Origin of the sequence: Pectobacterium colocasium (assembly GCF_020181655.1) — a bacterium.
Lineage (GTDB): Bacteria > Pseudomonadota > Gammaproteobacteria > Enterobacterales > Enterobacteriaceae > Pectobacterium > Pectobacterium colocasium.
Map to the genome: position 1 here is coordinate 1,870,725 of NZ_CP084032.1, position 18,802 is coordinate 1,889,526.

The following is an 18,802-nucleotide window of genomic DNA, read 5'->3' on the forward strand; positions in this document are numbered from 1 at the left end:
ACAACATGTACGGACAAGTTAGGGGGCGGTTGAATGTCATTTTGTGATGCAGGGCATCAATATTGATTAAGAGCGTGAGCCGATGAAAGAACCCTTGTATAAGCGCATTGCCCGTGAACTCAGCCAAAACATTACATTAGGCAAATATCCGGCGGGGTCGTTGATCCCCTCCGAGCTGTAGCTCTGTGAGCAGTATCAAGTGAGCCGACATACTGTCAGGTAGGCACTGCGCGATCTGACGTAGGCGGTGTTAGTCTCTCGTCGCAAGGGGGTCGGTTCCGTTGTGGTCGATAATGATGAAAAGCGTGAACGTAATCATCCTCTGGCCAGTCTTGAAGATTTGTTCGTGCTGGCAAAAACCAACCTGCGCGTAGTGAAGAAGATTGATGAAGTCGTGGCGGATGTCGAGCTGGCACAGATTATTGGTGGCAAACCGGGCGATCGCTGGCTGCATATTGCCAGCATTCGTGAAGACAGCGAGAAAAAAGACGCCCCAATATGCTGGACTGACAGCTACGTTAGCCCGGATTATGCCAAGGTCAAAAGTCTGGTACGCAGCGATCCGTTTGCTCTGATTAGCGATTTGATTGAAAAGCATTACGGCGTGCAGGGTGAAGAAGTGCGCCAGACGATTTCTGCTGTTGGCGTGCCGGCCAAGATAGCGAAAACGCTGGGTGTTGACGCAGGCTATCCGGCATTAAAAATAGTTCGCCATTATCTGGACCGCTCGGGGAACGTCTTTGAAACCACGGTATCGATTCATCCGGCGGACCGATATACCTGTTCTATTACGCTGAAACGCCAAACACGAAACTGAGCATAATCCGGTCAATGCCTGATTGACGGTGACTATTTCCTGTCGACATGTGCCTGCATGATGAAGGCAGGCACATGCCTTGTGGCTACTGTGTGCTTACCACTTAATAGTGGTGCCTGTGTTACTGGAATAACGGCTTAACAAAACGGGCAAAGGTATTGCTGACTCGTAGGGTTCAGTATAGTGGTTTCAGTGTGGAAGTATTAGCGCAGAATGTTAGAACGTAATGTTTTGTATTTTATTGTGGGCTTGTTAAAGCTCCCTTGTCGGTTTGATTACCCCTATGGTTAGATTTCATCAAACAAATTTCATCAAAAAATAACGTTGGGTGAATGACCATGAGCCATTATTCAGCAGTGAAGGAATCAGGCCCAACAGCGCTTTTATTGATTAATAAGCAGGCGCGGAATGGCGATTCCTCTGCGCGCTATGTGAAACAGCTATTACAGGAAAGCCGGATTAGCATCGTCGAACCGGATGAAAACGCGTCGGGTTCATGCAGCGATATGATACGCGCATATGCGGATCGGGTGGATTTTGTCATTATCGGCGGTGGCGATGGGACGTTAAACTCCGCCGCGCCCGGTCTGGTGGATACCGGCTTGCCGCTGGGTGTGCTGCCGTTAGGGACAGCGAATGACTTTGCCCGTACGGTGGGGATCCCCAGAGAGATCCGGCAGGCGATTCAGGTTATTGCCAACGGACAGCGGCGCGCCGTTGATTTAGGCGAGGTCAACGGACATCTGTTTTTTAACGTTTCCAGTATTGGGTTTTCTGCGGCATTGGCACGCGGGTTGTCGGCGAAATCCAAGAAACGCTGGGGAACATTAGGCTATGCGCTGGCGGCCTTTAAGCTCTTGAAGCAAAGCCGTCCTTTCCGCGTTGAGATCGAGCATGACGGCATTAAAGAACGGGTGAGAACCGTGCAGGTGTCGGTGGGGAACGGCCGTTTCTATGGTGGTGGTATGGCGGTAGCAGACAGTGCCGCGCCCGATGATGGTCGGCTGGATGTGTACAGCCTGGAGGTGTCTCACTGGTGGGAAATGGTGGCGCTGATTCCTTTTATCCGCAAGGGAACGCATGGCCGCTGGCGCAAGGTTCGCGCCTTTTCCGCCAGACAGCTGACGTTAAGTACCCCGAAGCCGCACGATATCAATGCGGATGGCGAGCTGATTGGCAAAACGCCAGCGGTATTCGGAATCAGAGAAAAGGCGATTCAGGTTTTTGCGCCACCGGTGCCTGATTAAAATTTGAGGTTGCTGGCAAAGTCCGTATGGCGGTAGTAACGGATAGATCGTAAAGACGCTGTAAATACATCCCTGTACGCTCGGATTGCGCCATCCCTGGCGCAAACGCTTTACTCTTCTATTCCGTTACTCCCGTTCTCGTTCAATAAATAGGTTTGTCAGCAGTTTGAAACAGGGACACCGCATGGTGTCCCTGTTTGTTTATAAAGAATGAGTCAGCGAATTATTTAAATACGCGGAAACGTTCTTCAAACGAAATATAGGTTTTCTCACCAGCTGGTTGCTCGATGGAGCCAAATGGCATTTGAGCACGCAGCTTCCAACTGGCTGGCAGCTTCCACTGTGCTTTCACATCATCGTCAATCAGCGGATTGTAGTGCTGGAGAGAGGCACCAATTTTTTCCTGTGCCAGCGTAGACCACACGGCAAACTGCGCAATACCGGTTGAATGTTCAGACCAGACTGGGAAGTTATCGGCATAAAGTGCGAATTTTTCCTGTAGTGCTTCAATCACGGCGGTGTCTTCAAAGAACAGGACGGTCCCCGCGCCAGCAGCGAAAGAGGCCAGTTTATTTTCTGTCGGAGCAAAGGCGTCCGCAGGCACAATTTTCTTCAACTGCTGCTTAACAATATCCCACAGTTTGTGATGCTGCTCGCCGAACAGAATCACAACGCGTGAGCTTTGCGAATTAAAAGAGGAGGGGCTTTCATTAACGGCTTCGGTAATGAGGGCGGTAACCTGATCTTCTGATATCGGTAATTTATTGCCGATGGCATAGATTGAACGACGAGCCTTGATTGACTGCAAAAAAGCATTACTCATGGTGTGTTCCTCAGTTTACGTGATGACTAACCTTAATACTGTGTCACCGATTTTTCCTGTGTTCAATGGCTTATCGTGCCGGAGTCGTATCTTTTCCTTCTGCGCCTCGCTCGCCGCAAACCTCGCAGTGCGGGTTTTTCGGCAGCATGATTTCACGAAATTGCAGCGTCATCGCATCGAACATCAGCAGTCGTCCAACGCTCAGCTTGCCGTAACCAGTCAGCAGTTTAATGGTTTCCATTACCTGCAAACTTCCGATGGTGCCCACCAGCGGCGACATCACGCCTGCTTCGACGCAGGTTAGCGCATTGGCGCCGAACAGACGGCTGAGGCACTGATAGCAAGGTTCACCAGGATGATAGGTAAAGACGCTGAGTTGGCCTTCCATCCGAATCGCTGCCCCGGAGATCAGCGGCTTCTTAAGCTGAAAGCCAATGCGGTTTAGACGATTGCGAATAGCGACATTGTCGGTACAGTCCAACACGGCGTCGTGTTGGCTGACCAGTTCGCTCAACGTCTCGTCATCAAGATCGTCATCAACGGTATCGAGCGAAAGATGCGGATTCATATCGGATAGCGTCAGACGCGCTGACTCGACCTTTGCCATGCCGATACGGGCATCACGATGCAGCACCTGGCGTTGCAGGTTAGACAGAGAGACGGTATCAAAGTCCAGCAGCGTCAAATGGCCCACGCCAGCGGCGGCCAGATACTGTGCGGCGGCACAGCCTAGCCCACCCAGCCCGACAATCAGCAGGCGTGACGCTTTGAGCTTTTCCTGTCCGTCAAAATCAAAGCCGCGCAGCACAATCTGTCGATTGTAGCGCAGCATCTCTTCATCGCTCAGTTCCGGCAACATACTCAGTGTCCCAGCAGCGCGTTGAAGGGCTCGATGTCGACCCATTCGCCTGCGGCGACATGGCCGCGATCCTGCTCAAGCACGATGAAACAGTTACCGAGGCTGAAAGAGCTGAAAACGTGCGAACCCTGATGCCCGGTGGTTGTGACTTCCAGCTCACCCAGAGCGTTACGGCTGAAAATGCCGCGTTGGAAATCGGTGCGCCCCGGCGTCTTTTTCAGGGCGCTGGTCGTTTTGACGCGAATGCGAGGCGGCTGGTGCCACTGCGTATAGCCAGACAGGCGCGCCAGCAGCGGTTGAACCAGTTGATAGAATGTCAGCGCAGCGGAAACGGGATTTCCCGGCAGGCCGCAGAACCAGGCGTGGTGCAATTTACCGAAGGCGAAGGGTTTGCCGGGTTTGATCGCCAGTTTCCAGAAATGGATATCGCCCAGTTCATCCAGCATTTGCTTGGTGTAATCCGCTTCGCCAACGGAAACGCCGCCGCTGCTAATCACCAGATCGGCCAGCCGGTCAGCCTCATGGAACGCGGCACGCAAGGCCGCCGGATCGTCACGAATAATTCCCAGATCGTGCACATCGCAGCCCAGTTGTTCCAACATCAGGCGGACGGCGAAACGGTTGGTGTCATAAATCTGGCCGTCTTCCAACGGTTTGCCGACAGGTTGCAGCTCATCACCGGTAGAAAACACCGCGACTTGCAGACGGCGTACTACATCAATCTGCGCAATCCCCAGCGAGGCCAGCAGCGGCAACTCCGCCACGCCCAGCTTGCAGCCCGCAGGCAACACGCTGGCACCCGACTGAATATCTTCTCCCGCCAGACGAATATTCTGACCGGGTTTGACCTTGTGGGGGAAACGGATGCCACCGTCGCTAACGTCAGCCTCTTCCTGCATGATGACGGCGTCGGCGCCTGTGGGAATCGGCGCGCCGGTCATAATGCGAATGCAAGTTCCGACAGGCCATTCACCAGTGAATGGGGTGCCAGCGAATGCTTTTCCTGCCAGCGGCAGCGTCGTGGCAACGGCCAAATCCGCACAGCGTACGGCATAACCGTCCATCGCGGAATTGGCGAAAGGTGGGACATTAATCGGAGAGGCGATGGCATGGGCGGTGATCCGTCCTGTGGCGTCGAACAGGGATACGCGCTCTGTCTCGGTGAGGGACGTAACCTGAGAAAACATGTTTTCCAGAGCGTGTTCAAGAGTCAGTAAACCTGCGTTAACGCTTTCCATCTTTACTCCACCGTTTTTTCATCAATACCGTTGTTTTATCAATAAGGCCGGTTTCATTAATGAGTCTGGTTTCATTAATAAAAAAATTCTGCCGAGATGTCGTTCATGGGCGAAAACCTGTTTCCTATGCCACTATTAATTATGTCAGAGTTCGTAACGGGGGTGAATGTATGCAGGTCAAGGAATGTGCCTTTTGGCGCATGAATCCTCGTTAGGCACGGAACGGCAGGGTCATGGTGAAAAACAGAGGCCTTCTGCCCACAACTCGAACCATTTCGGGCAGAAATGGGCGAATTTGCATGGAATATCATGCCTGATTGCACGTCTTTATTGCAATTAACTTGATGTTATAAAAGAAATTTTTCACTGTGTTGATTTCAGTTTCCGCTTTACATCATACCTTGCGCTAAATATAGTCGAAAATCGCTGATAATTTGTCCCTGACCGCGTTGCGCTGATTCCAGCCGCATTTATATGGAGATTCGCCGTTCATGTCGCCCACACAGGATCATTATGCCTCGCTGTCTTCCCCCATTCCGGGGCTTGTTTTGCCTGAAAAACGGGTGGTGGAAGTACGCAACCTGAGCGTGTATTTCGAACAGCAGGGGCAGCGGACGGACGCGGTGCGTAACTTGACGTTCTCTGTCGATCGGGGCGAAACGCTGGCCATCGTCGGGGAGTCCGGGTCGGGTAAATCAGTGACGTCGCTGGCATTGATGCGGTTGGTTGAGCATGCGGGCGGCGTGATTCATCAGGGAAATATGCTCTTCCGCCGCCGTGATGGGCAAGTGCTGGATCTGCGCGGCGCGCGCCAGCGGATGATGCGCACATTGCGTGGCGCGGATTTGGCGATGATTTTTCAGGAGCCGATGACGTCGTTGAACCCGGTTTTTCCCGTCGGCGAACAGATAGCCGAGTCGATTCGTTTGCATCAGAGGATGGACAGGCGTGCCGCGCGTGCAGAAACGTTACGCATGCTGGATCTGGTCAGAATCCCGGAAGCGCGCAACGTGCTGGATCGCTACCCACACCAGTTGTCCGGCGGTATGCGACAGCGAGTGATGATTGCGATGGCGCTCTCTTGTAAACCGTCCTTATTGATTGCCGATGAACCGACGACCGCACTGGATGTCACCATTCAAGCGCAAATTCTGCAACTGATTCGCGTGCTACAGCGTGAAATGGAAATGGCCGTCATTTTCATCACCCATGATATGGGCGTGGTGGCGGAAGTGGCCGAACGCGTATTAGTCATGCACCGAGGAGAAAGCGTCGAGGCGGGAAGCGTTGGGCAGATTTTTACTGCGCCGCAGCACCCGTATACGCAGGGGTTATTAGCCGCGGTACCCACATTAGGGGCTATGCGCGGTCAGCCGTTTCCGGAAAAATTTCCGTTGCTGGATCAAAACGCAGTCCGTATTGCGGATAACCTGCCGCAGGATACGGTGCTCGTGGATGCGGCTCCGATCTTACAGGTTAGCCATCTGGTGACGCGTTTTCCGATTCGTAGCGGTTTGTTGAATCGCGTGACGCGGCAGGTACATGTGGTGGAAAACATCAGCTTCGATCTCTGGCCGGGCGAAACGCTGTCGCTGGTTGGTGAATCGGGATGCGGCAAGTCCACGACTGGCCGTGCGCTGCTCAAGCTGGTTGAAAGCCAGCAGGGCGACATTATCTTTAATGGGCAGCCTATTCATCAGTTGAAAGGGGCGGCGCTACAGCGCCTGCGGCGTGATATTCAACTGATTTTTCAGGATCCCTATGCGTCACTGGATCCGCGTCTGACGGTCGGCTTTTCGATTATGGAACCGCTGCTGGTGCACAACATTTGCCGTCGGCAGGAAGCGGAGAAGCGGGTGGAATGGCTGTTGGCGCGCGTAGGGTTAGAACCGGAACACGCCCGGCGCTATCCGCATGAGTTTTCCGGCGGCCAGCGCCAGCGCATTTGCATCGCCCGAGCGCTGGCGTTGAACCCGAAAGTGGTGATTGCGGATGAGGCGGTATCCGCGCTGGACGTGTCGATTCAGGCTCAAATCATCAATCTGATGCTGGAACTGCAACGTGAATTCGGCATCGCGTTTTTGTTCATTTCACATGATATGGCGGTGGTCGAGCGTATCAGCCATCGCGTGGCGGTGATGTACATGGGGCAGATTGTCGAGATTGGCTCACGGCAAGACGTCTTCGAGCGGCCTCGCCATCCTTATACCCGCAAGCTGATGTCGGCAGTCCCGATTGCCGATCCCTCATGCCGCCAGCGTGAGCAGGTGCTGCTGGTTGATGAAATACCCAGCCCGATTCGGGCACTTGGCGACGAGCCGATCACGGCGCCACTGGTGCAGGTAGGTGTTCGACACTTTGTTGCGCACCATCCGATAGCCGGCGCTTATTGACAGGGATTCACAAGGAGAACATAGCATGAGCGTAATGACGATAAAACGGCGCTGGTTCGTCGCCGCAGGGGTAACCGCTGCTATGGCGGCGTCACCCGTCTGGGCAGCCAAAGATGCGGTGATCGCCGTGGGTTCCACTTTTACCAGCCTGGATCCGTACGATGCCAACGATTCGCTATCGCAAACGGTCGCGAAGTCCTTCTATCAGGGGCTATTTGGCTTTGATAAAGACATGAAGCTGGTGAACGTGCTGGCGGACAGCTATGACGTAAGCCCAGATGGCCTGACGTATACCGTTAAGCTGCATCCTGGCGTCAAATTTCACGATGGGTCGGCGTTTAACGCCGCCGCAGTGAAAGTGAATCTGGATCGCGCCAGTAATCCAGACAACCGCCTGAAGCGATATAACCTGTTCAAAATGATCGAAAAAACCGATGTGGTTGACGATTTAACGGTGAAAATCACACTGAAGACGCCATTCTCGGCATTCGTTAACAATCTGGCGCATCCGGCGGCGGTGATGATCTCACCGGCGGCATTAACGCAGTACGGCAAGGAAATTGGTTTCCATCCGGTAGGCACTGGACCGTATCGTTTTGTGACCTGGAATCAGACCGATTTTGTTAAAGTCGAGAAATTCAGCGGCTACTGGAAGGCGGGTTTACCGAAGCTGGACAGCATTACCTGGCGTCCGGTAGTGGATAACAACACGCGCGCGGCACTGCTGCAAACCGGCGAAGCACAGTTTGCTTATCCAATACCGTTCGAGCAAGCCAAGGTGCTGGAGAAAAATGACAAGCTGACGCTGGTGGCATCGCCGTCGATTCTGCACCGCTACATCAGCATGAACGTGACGCAGAAACCGTTTGATAACCCGAAAGTGCGGCAGGCACTGAACTACGCAATCAACAAAGAGGCGTTGATTAAAGTCGCGTTCTCCGGCTATGCGACGCCAGCCGAAGGGCCACTGCCAGGCAGCATTGATTATTCAGTAAAATACCAACCGTGGCCTTACGATCCGGCGAAGGCGCGCGAACTGCTGAAAGAAGCAGGCTACCCTGACGGTTTCACTACAACGCTCTGGTCGTCACATAACCACAGTACGGCGCAGAAAGTCTTGCAGTTCACACAGCAACAGCTGGCGCAAGTTGGCGTGAAAGTGCAGGTGACCGCCATGGATGCGGGGCAACGCGCTGCGGAAGTGGAAGGCAAAGGCGTGAAAGAAACGGGTGTTCGTCTGTTCTATACCGGTTGGTCAGCCTCGACGGGGGAGGCGGATTGGGCGCTGTCGCCGCTGTTTGCGACGGCTTCCTGGCCACCCGCACAGTTCAACACGGCGTTTTACAGCAACCCGCAGGTTGATGCGGATCTGGCGAATGCCCTGAAAACCACGGATCGGACGGAAAAGCAGAAACTGTATCAGGATGCACAGGACAAAATCTGGGCGGACGCGCCGTGGATTTTCCTGGCGACAGAGCGTTTAGTCTCGGCCAACAGCAAAAAACTGAGCGGGTTTTACGTGATGCCGGATACCTTGTTCAGTTTTGAAGAGGCCGATCTCAAGGAATAATTCGCCGCAAAAGAATGACCAGGGAGTCGGGTGGCCGTAAGGCTGCCCGCAGTGGTCAATACTCGTCCACTTATAGGGAGTCTGACGCATGTCTGTGGAAAACCGTTCATGCTGAATTATTTTATTAAACGACTACTGGGACTGATTCCCACGCTCCTGATTGTGATGGTGCTGGTGTTCCTGTTCGTTCATCTGCTACCCGGCGATCCGGCGCGTTTAGCCGCCGGGCGGGAAGCGGATGCTGCCGTTATCGAGATGGTTCGGCAGGATTTGGGGTTGGATAAACCGCTGCCACACCAATTCTGGCACTTCTTTACCAATGTCTTGCAAGGGGATTTTGGTACATCGATCGTATCGAAACGCCCAGTCACCGAAGAGATCGCTATGCGCTTTATGCCGACCTTTTGGCTGACGGTATGCAGCATGGTGTGGGCGGTGATTTTTGGTATGGCGATCGGCATCGTATCGGCCGTGTGGCGCAACGGCTGGCCGGACAGAATCGGGATGACGCTGGCGGTCTCTGGCCTCTCTTTTCCCGCTTTTGCACTCGGCATGCTGCTAATGCAGATTTTTTCTGTCGAACTGGGGTGGCTGCCGACGGTGGGAGCGGATACCTGGCTGCACTACATTTTGCCTTCGCTGACGCTGGGCGCGGCGGTGGCGGCGGTGATGGCGCGTTTTACCCGCGCGTCGTTTGTCGATGTGTTGCAGGAAGACTACATGCGCACGGCACGGGCAAAAGGCGTGCGTGAATCGTTGGTTGTGGTGAAGCATGGGCTGCGCAATGCGCTGATTCCCGTGGTGACGATGATGGGGTTGCAATTTGGTTTCTTGCTCGGCGGTTCCATTGTTGTGGAGAAGGTTTTCAACTGGCCAGGGCTTGGGCGGCTGCTGGTGGATGCGGTGGAGATGCGTGACTATCCGGTGATTCAGGCCGAGGTGCTGCTGTTTTCGCTGGAGTTTATTCTGATCAATCTGCTGGTGGATATGCTGTATGCCGCGATTAATCCAGCCATTCGTTATAAATAAGGAAAGGGAATGAGACACTGGCGACGTAAAGCGATGCTGGCGACGCTCCCTGTCATGAGGGATAAACCTGTGCGTATGCCGTGGCGTGAGTTCTGGCGGCGCTTTCTTCGGCAGCACGTTGCGGTCACCGCGGGCGTGTTTGTACTGTTGCTGGTTGCGATCGCGTGTCTGGCACCGTATCTGATGCCCTATGATGCCGAGAATTATTTCGATTATGATCGCCTGAATGAAGGTCCGTCGTCGGCACACTGGCTGGGGGTGGATTCATTAGGACGTGATATTTTCAGCCGGATCCTGATGGGAACGCGCATTTCGCTGGCTGCGGGCATCCTCTCGGTGCTGGTGGGGATGATTATCGGCACGATGCTGGGCCTGCTGGCAGGCTACTACGAAGGGTGGACAGACCGTATTATCATGCGCATTTGCGATGTGCTGTTTGCTTTTCCCGGTATTTTGCTGGCGATTGCTGTTGTGGCAATTATGGGCAGTGGCATGGCGAATGTGGTTGTCGCCGTCGCGATTTTCAGCATTCCGGCGTTCGCTCGTTTGGTGCGAGGCAATACGTTGGTGCTGAAACAGCTGACCTACATTGAATCCGCCCGCAGTATTGGCGCCAGCGACTGGACGATCCTGTTTCGGCATATTCTTCCCGGCTCGGTGTCTTCCATCGTGGTGTTTTTCTCGATGCGCATTGGAATGTCGATCATCACGGCAGCCAGCTTGTCATTTTTAGGGCTTGGCGCACAGCCGCCGATGCCGGAGTGGGGAGCGATGCTGAATGAAGCGCGATCGGATATGGTGATCGCACCGCACGTTGCGATATTCCCAAGTTTGGCAATCTTTCTGACGGTACTGGCGTTTAATTTATTGGGCGACGGCCTGCGCGATGCACTCGACCCGAAATTGAAAAGCTGAATAAAAAAAGCGCGGCAACACGTGCCGCGCTTTTCAGCTGTAAGCCGTTAATGCTTAGAACGATGTGCGTTTGTAGCTGCGGTACTGCGGCTGCCAGAAGTTGTGCTCAATCGCCTTTTGCAGCGCATCCGACGAGGTCACGACGGCAGCGCCTTGCAGCTGTGCGGCTTTACCCACTTCCAGTGCAATACGTTTGGACACCTGCTGGATATCGGCCAGATCCGGCAGCAGAGCGCCTTCACCGTTATTCGCCAGCGGTGAACAGTCAGCCAGCGCACGGCTGGCGGCCATCAGCATACCATCAGTGATACGCTTGGCGCCTGACGCCAGTACCCCTAACCCGATACCTGGGAAAATATAGGAGTTGTTGCACTGCGCGATAGGGAAGACCTTATCCTGATAGTTAACCGGAGAGAACGGACTACCGGTTGCGACCAGCGCAGCACCTTCCGTCCAGCGAATGATGTCTTCCGGACGGGCTTCCACGCGGGATGTCGGGTTAGACAGCGGCATCACGATAGGACGCGCACAGTGTTTGTGCATTTCACGGATGATTTCTTCCGTGAACAGACCCGGTTGGCCGGATACGCCGATCAGGATGGTTGGCTTGGCATTGCGTACCACTTCCAGCAGGGAAATGGCGTCGCTGTTGCAATCCCAGCCCGCCAGCAGTTCGCTTTTCTGCACCAGCTTGCTTTGGAAATCGAGCAGGTTCGGCAGTTTGTCCGTCAGCAGACCAAAGCGGTCAACCATGAAGACACGTGCACGCGCTTCTTCATCGCTCAGCCCTTCAGATTTCATCTGGGCGATGATTTGTTCAGCGATACCGCAGCCTGCGGAACCGGCGCCCAGGAAGGCCACGGTCTGATCGCGTAACTGTGTGCCTGCTGCACGGCTGGCGGCAATCAGGCTGCCCAGCGCAACCGCCGCGGTACCCTGAATGTCATCGTTAAAGCTACAGATTTCATCGCGATAGCGGTTCAGCAGTGGCGTCGCGTTTTTCTGCGCGAAGTCTTCAAACTGCAACAGCACGTTTGGCCAGCGACGCTTAACAGCCTGGATGAATTCATCAACGAACGCATAGTATTCGTCATCGGTGATACGTGGATGACGCCAGCCCATGTACAGCGGATCGTTCAGGCGCTGCGGGTTGTTGGTGCCGACATCCAGAACCACTGGCAGGGTGTAGGCCGGGCTGATACCGCCACACGCGGTGTACAGAGAAAGTTTACCGATTGGAATCCCCATGCCGCCAATGCCCTGGTCGCCCAGACCCAGAATACGCTCACCGTCGGTCACAACGATGACTTTCACGTTCTGCTTGGTGGCGTTTTGCAGCATATCGTCGATATGTGCGCGGTTAGGGTAGGAGATAAACAGGCCACGGGCGCGACGATAGATATCGGAGAAGTGTTCACAGGCTTCGCCAACGGTTGGGGTGTAGATGATAGGCATCATCTCACTGAGGTGTGCGTCCAACAGGCGGTAGAACAGGGTTTCGTTGGTATCCTGAATGTTGCGTAGGTAAACGTGTTTTTCAATATCGTGTTTGAATTCCTGATACTGACGCCAGGCGCGTTCTGCCTGTTCTTCGATGGTTTCGACGGCTTCAGGCAGCAGACCATGCAGGTTAAAGTTAGCGCGTTCTTCTTCGGTAAATGCGCTGCCTTTATTCAGCAGGGGGAATTCAAGCAAGATTGGACCAGCGTAGGGAATATGGAGAGGACGTTTGCTTTCGTATTCTAATTCCATGGCTTTTTACTCTTCGGATAGCAAAAAAAGAAACTCAGGTGTTGTCGATAAGAAACTGCTGCGAATCTTAAATTACCCAGAGAATATGTACAGAAATTGTTAATTAAAATAGTTACAGATGGCTTGCATCTTAGGTGAAATGCAGGCTTTATCGATTCACCTCTCGTTTTTCATCCTTCCCTTTGCTGAAAGTCTGCGTTTACGGCTGTTGTTATTCCTCAATAAAGTGGTGTTCAACATCGGTGCAGCCCAATTCGGCCAGCATAATTTGCGAAATTGCCCAGTGGCTGACAACCGCATTGCGACGTTCAACGACAACGGCATGTTTCACCGTGCACAGATCTTCGCCGGCAAGGTTCATCAGATTTAACGCAGCTTGCAGAGGTGGCAGGCTAGGATTGAACGCCGCATTTTCTGCATAGCGGCCGGTATAGGTGTTGCCGCCTGATGTCTCCAACGCAATACCGCTAATGGCTTTGCTGTAGGGCGCATGGCTACGGTTGGCGGCATCCAGCGCCTGACGCGCAAGTGCATTCACATTCTGCAAGGTTGCACCGTGGTTGATGTCATCCATCAGTAAAGTATCGATGTGCAGATCGACGGGGCCAAAAGAATCCGGCAGATAGTGGCTGAGCACGGCGGGCTGGCGACCCGGTAGTTGTATCCGCAGCGATGCCGCATTGCGCAATTCGTTCATAAACTGGCGGCAGTGTCCGCATGGTGTGTAGTTCACGGTGACGGCTTGTAATCCGCGCTCATTGCGCAGCCAGGCATGGCTGACCGCGCTCTGCTCGGCGTGTACCGTTTGCTGAAGCTGAACGGCGCTGAGCTCCATGTTGGCACCAAAGTAGAAATTGCCGCTCAGCCCTTGCGCAATCGCGCCAACCTGAAAATGAGAGATAGGCGCTTGTGCGCAGGCGGCTGCCAGTGGCAATAGCGCAAAGGCTAAGGCATCGGTGTCTAACTTGCTGGCTTCACAGACGGCATTCACCTCGTCCGCGGTTAACATAGCAGCGAAATCTGCTTTATCGAGCAATGGGCGGACCGCAGCTTGCAGACTGGCAGGTAATTGCTGGAAGGCGTTTTCAAAACGTGGATGCATAGTGGCTTACTCTCTTTACCCGTCAATAACGTCATGTTAGGTAGCAGAGTAGCAATAATTTGTGATCAAAATCTCTTTTTGGGGTGAAATGGCTGCAAATTAACTTCTAAATGCGAGATGTATCTCAATTTTATAGTGGACGATGCGAGATACACACCGTCCCTCTCTGATCTCAACTAACGATGTGCAGCAGTACGGGAAAAACAAACGGCGCAATCAGCGACGTGATGATTCCGCAGATGACCAGTGCCAGCGAGCTGAATGCGCCTTCCTGATAATCGACCTCCGCGCAGCGTGCCGTACCGAGGGCATGCGAAGCGGTGCCCATCGACAACCCGCGAGCAGCTTTGGTTTTGATGCCCACGCGGTTGAACAGGCTGTGGCCTAATACGGCACCGAGAATGCCGACAAAAATCACGCAGACAGCACTGATAGCCGGAATACCGCCAATAGAACTGGCGACGGCCATCGCAATTGGGGTGGTGACCGATTTCGGCAGCACGGAGGCGGCGATTTCCGGTGAGGCACCCATCCATAATGCCACCAGCGTGCCGGAGATAATGGCGGTCAGGCTGCCGATGAAGCACACGCTGATGATCGACTTCCAGCGGGCGCGAATTTGGTGCAGCTGTTCATAAAGTGGGAACGCCAGTGCGACCACCGCCGGTTGCAGTAGATCGTTAAGGACTTTGCTGCCTTGAAAATAGTGCTCATAGGGAATCTTCAACACCAGCAGCAGCGGAATAATAATCGCCATCGACACCAGCAGCGGGTTCAACAGGGAGATCCTGGTCAGCACGGCCAGTTTACGCGCGGCGAAAAAGACAATCAGGGTGAGAGGCAGAGACCACCACAAATAGCTGAACATTATTCGTTATCCTTCGGCGGCGTGCGATCGCCAGCCATGGCGCGTTCACGCTGCATTATCTGGGTACTGAAACCCACAACCAACATTACAATAAAGGTACTGATCAGGCAGGAAACCACGATGGGGCCAAATTGTTGGCTGACCAGATCGTAATAATTCATCACGCCGACGCCGATAGGGACGAACAGCAGCGCCATATGACGAATAAGAAGATGGCAGCCCGGTTTCACCCACTGCGCGGGCAGGATTTGCGAGGCGAGAAGGGTGAACAAGACCAGCATACCGATAATACTGCCGGGGATAGTGAACGGAAGTAACGCGGATACCGCATTGCCTGCCAGTAGGCAGAGATAAATCAATGCGAAAGCGCGTAAATACTGCCAGCAAACGATGAACGTATTACGCATGGGAAATTCCTGATTAGCTGAGGGGATTATCATAACGCTAATGGAATTGGCGTGCCACAGCTCACGAATCTTGTTGAGGAAGGGAAGGGTTGCTTGCTTAAAGGATGAACGAAACCGTCCAGACTGAAAATGAAAGACGTGTCGCGTGGAATAAATTCGGTTCAGCCCTGCGCCAGAGCGAGTGTCGGGGCTGAACCGGAAGGAATGAAGGCGACGACTGAGGCGTTATTTGACGTCGACGCTCCACTTGGTAATATCGATCTGCCCGTCACCGCCAAAGATCTCGGTGCCAAACTCAACGCTGCTGATATATTTTGTATTGCTCATCCAATTCTTGGTTCCCACCAAATAGTTGGTGAAATGGCGAATATTGAGCGAGGCATTATTGGTATTGGACGTGCGAACAAAAGAAAAGACATTCCAGCCTTTACCATTCCCCGCATTGATCCAACCTTTGAATACGTTCCAACTGCTGCCGCCGAGGAAAACCGTTTCAATATAATCCCCCGCGGGGCCAGCATTAGTATTATTTAGCCAGATCATCAATTCATCGGTAGGGGTGGTGTCCCAACTGGCTTTATCGGTAGTGTGGAACCAAATATCATAGGCCGCGTTATACGTCCCCGTGGCTTTGATGGAATAGGTGACGTTGCTGGTGATGCTTTTATTGCTGGATAATTTTATTGGCAATCCGCTATTTGCCGTATAGCCCGCAGTCCAGTGCCAGCCGCTCACCAGTGACGGATAGGCTTTAACGCTGGAGGAGCTGCTTGGCCAGTGCCAGTTCCACCCCATGCTGGTTGGGCTATTATAGAAAACGGTTTGCTTCCATCCGTTTACTTCATCTTTTCCCCAGACGTTATTGAATACATAATATTTATTATTCTCAAAATAGAGTTTATCTGCGTCCTTTGAGGAACTGGCGGCAGAAACCGTTAATGGGGCGAGTAATAAAGCAGATAAGAGTACGGGGAACCATGTGCGGAATGTATGCGATGGACGGGTATTCATAATAAGCATAATAAATCTCCTTTTAATATATGCTCTGGATGCTGCACTCTGAAATTTAGCACGTATTGAGTCAGTGTCTATGGCTGATTAAATATAAACTGTGGTGTACTTAACAGTTTATTGTTATTTCATCCGATACCAGAATAATTCAACGCATCACTCATGAATAAAATGAAAATCTTATTCATGAAATAATTATAAGAGCGGTAATAAATAGTGGTGATACGAAATAAAATAGGGAAAATGATGCTGAGGCGCACGGAAGTGTGCGCCTTGAGTTGTCTATTAGTTAAATAACTGTCGATTAGTTAAATAGCTGTTCGTCACGGATAGCGGAACAGACGGCCTCGGTCAGCTTATGCAGTTCATCAGGCTGAATGATAAACGGTGGCATCAGATAAATGAGCCGGCCAAAGGGACGAATCCAAACGCCGCGCTCGACGAAGAAACGCTGTAGTCGCGCCATATTAACCGGACGCTTTGTTTCCACTACGCCGATAGCGCCCAGCACGCGAACGTTCACCACCAGCGGAGAATCTGCGCAGGGTTGCAGCGCTTCTCGCAACTGCCGCTCAATCTGCTGTACCTGCTGCTGCCAGCGGTTCTCCGCCAGTAGCGACAGGCTGGCGCTGGCCGCCGCGCATGCAAGCGGATTACCCATAAATGTGGGGCCGTGCATAAAACAGCCTGCTTCGCCGTTGCTGATGGTTTCCGCTACCGCCCGGGTGGTCAGCGTGGCTGAGAGCGTCATATAACCGCCGGTAAGCGCTTTGCCCAGACACATAATGTCGGGCGAAATTCCCGCGTGTTCGCAGGCAAACAGTTTGCCGGTGCGGCCAAATCCGGTCGCGATCTCATCGGCAATCAGCAGAATACCCCATTGGTCGCACAATTTCCGTATCCGACGCAGATAGGTTGGGTGGTAAAAGCGCATTCCGCCAGCGCCCTGCACGATGGGCTCCAGAATCACGGCAGCGACTTCATGCGCGTGCGCTGACAGCATCGCCTGTAGCGGCGCGATCTCGGCTTCCTGCCACTCGTCGGCAAAAGCGCCTTCGTTGATAGCGGCGCAGGGCGGCGCATCGACAAACAGGTGGGTGGGCAGATAGCCCTGATACAGACTGTGCATCGAATTTTGCGGATCGCACACAGACATCGCCCCGAAGGTGTCGCCGTGATAGCCATGACGGAGGGTGAGAAAGCGCTGACGGGACTCACCACGTGCCTGCCAATATTGCAGCGCCATTTTCATCGCCACTTCGACAGCCACTGAACCGGAATCCGCCAGAAAAACACATTCCAGCGCATCCGGCGTGATGTCCACCAGTTGGCGGCACAGCGCTACGGCTGCCGGATGGGTGATGCCGCCGAACATCACATGCGACATCTGGCTGAGCTGGGTCTGTACCGCCTGATTGATTGCCGGATGATTGTAACCGTGAATCGCCGCCCACCATGATGACATGCCGTCGATCAGGCGACGTCCGTCATCCAGATGAAGTTCGACGCCGCTTGCGGCTACCACCGGATAGCAAGGCAGCGGCTCGGTCATCGAGGTGTAGGGGTGCCAAATATGGCACTGGTCAAAAGTGATGTCTTCCGGGCTCATGATGATCTTTCGTAAACTAAAATGGCTTATATTTGGTTGACAGTATATCGGGTTAATTTACACTGGCGAAACGTTTTTAGTTTGGAGATGCCGAGATGGCTGACCGCATTTACTGGACGCTTGAGCAAGCGCAAGACTTATTTAATAAACCTTTTCTGGAACTGATGTTTGAAGCGCAGCAGCTCCACCGCCAGCATTTTGACCCCCGTCAGGTGCAGGTAAGCACGCTGCTGTCGATAAAAACCGGTGCCTGTCCTGAAGATTGCAAATATTGCCCACAGAGCTCCCGCTATCGTACCGGGATTGACACCGAACGCCTGATGCAGGTTGAACAGGTGCTGGAGTCGGCCCGTCAGGCGAAAGCGGCAGGATCGACGCGTTTTTGTATGGGCGCAGCGTGGAAAAATCCGCACGAGCGCGATATGCCGTATCTGGAACAGATGGTAAAAGGCGTCAAAGAGATGGGGATGGAAACCTGCATGACGCTGGGAACGCTGCATAACGATCAGGCCGAGCGTCTGGCCTCTGCCGGGCTGGATTTCTATAACCATAACCTCGATACCTCGCCGGAGTTTTACGGCAGCATCATCACGACTCGTACCTACCAGGAACGTCTGGATACGCTGGATAAAGTGCGCGGGGCGGGCATTAAAGTCTGTTCCGGCGGTATCGTTGGGTTGGGGGAAACCGTACGCGATCGCGCCGGGCTGTTGGTGCAGTTGGCTAACTTGCCGACGCCGCCGGAAAGCGTGCCGATCAACATGTTGGTTAAGGTGAAAGGAACGCCGCTGGCGGAGAATGAAGATGTTGACCCGTTTGATTTCATCCGTACGATTGCCGTGGCGCGCATCATGATGCCTGCTTCCTATGTGCGTTTGTCCGCCGGACGCGAGCAGATGAGTGAACAAACGCAGGCGATGTGCTTTATGGCCGGCGCGAACTCTATTTTCTACGGCTGTAAGCTGTTAACCACACCCAACCCGAAAGAAGACAAAGATCTGGCGCTGTTCCTCAAATTAGGTTTGAACCCGCAGCAGACGGCGACCGAATACGGGGATAACCAACAGCAGCAGCGGCTGGCAGAACAGCTGATTAATGCCGATAGCGAGCAGTTTTATAATGCTGCGGTATAACGCCCTGCGCGTGTGCCGTCAGGTAAGGC

The 18,802-nt window shown here is 53.4% G+C and carries 15 protein-coding genes and 1 pseudogene; 7 read left to right on the plus strand and 9 right to left on the minus strand.

What is annotated here, in order from left to right:
• Positions 1 to 82 precede the first annotated feature (82 nt).
• Together LCF41_RS08455 and LCF41_RS08460 are read left to right on the plus strand one after the other, a co-directional pair.
• A pseudogene (locus tag LCF41_RS08455) lies at positions 83 to 817 on the plus strand (GntR family transcriptional regulator).
• Positions 818 to 1,149: 332 nt separating this feature from the next.
• The gene (locus LCF41_RS08460) at positions 1,150 to 2,064 is read left to right on the plus strand and encodes a lipid kinase (RefSeq protein ID WP_225087664.1); all 915 of its coding nucleotides are present in this window, start codon (positions 1,150 to 1,152) and stop codon (positions 2,062 to 2,064) included.
• A 223-nt stretch (positions 2,065 to 2,287) separates the two neighbouring features.
• On the opposite strand, the gene LCF41_RS08465 is transcribed toward LCF41_RS08460, so the two are convergent.
• The 3 genes from LCF41_RS08465 to moeA form a co-directional block, all read right to left on the minus strand.
• On the minus strand, positions 2,288 to 2,887 hold the full coding sequence (locus tag LCF41_RS08465; protein ID WP_225087665.1) for a nitroreductase family protein: 600 nt from the start codon (positions 2,885 to 2,887) through the stop codon (positions 2,288 to 2,290).
• 70 nt (positions 2,888 to 2,957) lie between these two features.
• Entirely contained in the window at positions 2,958 to 3,746 is a 789-nt protein-coding gene (gene moeB, locus LCF41_RS08470; RefSeq protein WP_225087666.1) for a molybdopterin-synthase adenylyltransferase MoeB, read from the minus strand.
• Between the two features lie 2 nt (positions 3,747 to 3,748).
• Positions 3,749 to 4,984, minus strand: coding sequence for a molybdopterin molybdotransferase MoeA (moeA, locus tag LCF41_RS08475; RefSeq protein WP_225087667.1), 1,236 nt, complete (start codon positions 4,982 to 4,984; stop codon positions 3,749 to 3,751).
• A 491-nt stretch (positions 4,985 to 5,475) separates the two neighbouring features.
• On the opposite strand from moeA, the gene LCF41_RS08480 reads away from it, so the two are divergent.
• The 4 genes from LCF41_RS08480 to gsiD all read left to right on the plus strand — a co-directional run bounded on the left by LCF41_RS08480 (position 5,476) and on the right by gsiD (position 10,891).
• On the plus strand, positions 5,476 to 7,377 hold the full coding sequence (locus tag LCF41_RS08480) for a dipeptide ABC transporter ATP-binding protein (RefSeq protein ID WP_225087668.1): 1,902 nt from the start codon (positions 5,476 to 5,478) through the stop codon (positions 7,375 to 7,377).
• Positions 7,378 to 7,402: 25 nt separating this feature from the next.
• A complete protein-coding gene (gene gsiB / locus LCF41_RS08485) occupies positions 7,403 to 8,947 on the plus strand; it encodes a glutathione ABC transporter substrate-binding protein GsiB (protein WP_225087669.1) in 1,545 nt (514 codons plus the stop codon).
• A 108-nt stretch (positions 8,948 to 9,055) separates the two neighbouring features.
• Positions 9,056 to 9,976, plus strand: a complete 921-nt coding sequence (gsiC, locus tag LCF41_RS08490) for a glutathione ABC transporter permease GsiC (RefSeq protein WP_039506845.1) — start codon at positions 9,056 to 9,058, stop codon at positions 9,974 to 9,976.
• Between the two features lie 9 nt (positions 9,977 to 9,985).
• Positions 9,986 to 10,891, plus strand: a complete 906-nt coding sequence (gene gsiD, locus LCF41_RS08495) for a glutathione ABC transporter permease GsiD (RefSeq protein ID WP_225087670.1) — start codon at positions 9,986 to 9,988, stop codon at positions 10,889 to 10,891.
• Between the two features lie 54 nt (positions 10,892 to 10,945).
• Here gsiD and LCF41_RS08500 read toward each other — a convergent pair whose 3' ends face one another.
• The 6 genes from LCF41_RS08500 to bioA all read right to left on the minus strand — a co-directional run bounded on the left by LCF41_RS08500 (position 10,946) and on the right by bioA (position 17,640).
• A complete protein-coding gene (locus tag LCF41_RS08500) occupies positions 10,946 to 12,643 on the minus strand; it encodes an NAD-dependent malic enzyme (protein ID WP_225087671.1) in 1,698 nt (565 codons plus the stop codon).
• Positions 12,644 to 12,854: 211 nt separating this feature from the next.
• Positions 12,855 to 13,745 (minus strand): cytidine deaminase, encoded by an 891-nt coding sequence (gene cdd / locus LCF41_RS08505; protein ID WP_225087672.1) that lies wholly within the window; start codon positions 13,743 to 13,745, stop codon positions 12,855 to 12,857.
• A 172-nt stretch (positions 13,746 to 13,917) separates the two neighbouring features.
• A complete protein-coding gene (locus tag LCF41_RS08510) occupies positions 13,918 to 14,613 on the minus strand; it encodes a CidB/LrgB family autolysis modulator (RefSeq protein ID WP_225087673.1) in 696 nt (231 codons plus the stop codon).
• Positions 14,613 to 15,020, minus strand: coding sequence for a CidA/LrgA family protein (locus LCF41_RS08515; RefSeq protein ID WP_015839768.1), 408 nt, complete (start codon positions 15,018 to 15,020; stop codon positions 14,613 to 14,615). The genes LCF41_RS08510 and LCF41_RS08515 overlap by 1 nt, the downstream gene beginning before the upstream one ends.
• A 225-nt stretch (positions 15,021 to 15,245) precedes the next feature.
• On the minus strand, positions 15,246 to 16,040 hold the full coding sequence (locus LCF41_RS08520) for a GH12 family glycosyl hydrolase domain-containing protein (protein ID WP_225087674.1): 795 nt from the start codon (positions 16,038 to 16,040) through the stop codon (positions 15,246 to 15,248).
• A 295-nt stretch (positions 16,041 to 16,335) separates the two neighbouring features.
• A complete protein-coding gene (gene bioA / locus LCF41_RS08525) occupies positions 16,336 to 17,640 on the minus strand; it encodes an adenosylmethionine--8-amino-7-oxononanoate transaminase (RefSeq protein WP_225087675.1) in 1,305 nt (434 codons plus the stop codon).
• 95 nt (positions 17,641 to 17,735) lie between these two features.
• Between bioA and bioB the strand changes: the two genes are divergently transcribed.
• On the plus strand, positions 17,736 to 18,773 hold the full coding sequence (bioB, locus tag LCF41_RS08530; RefSeq protein ID WP_225087676.1) for a biotin synthase BioB: 1,038 nt from the start codon (positions 17,736 to 17,738) through the stop codon (positions 18,771 to 18,773).
• Positions 18,774 to 18,802 lie beyond the last annotated feature (29 nt).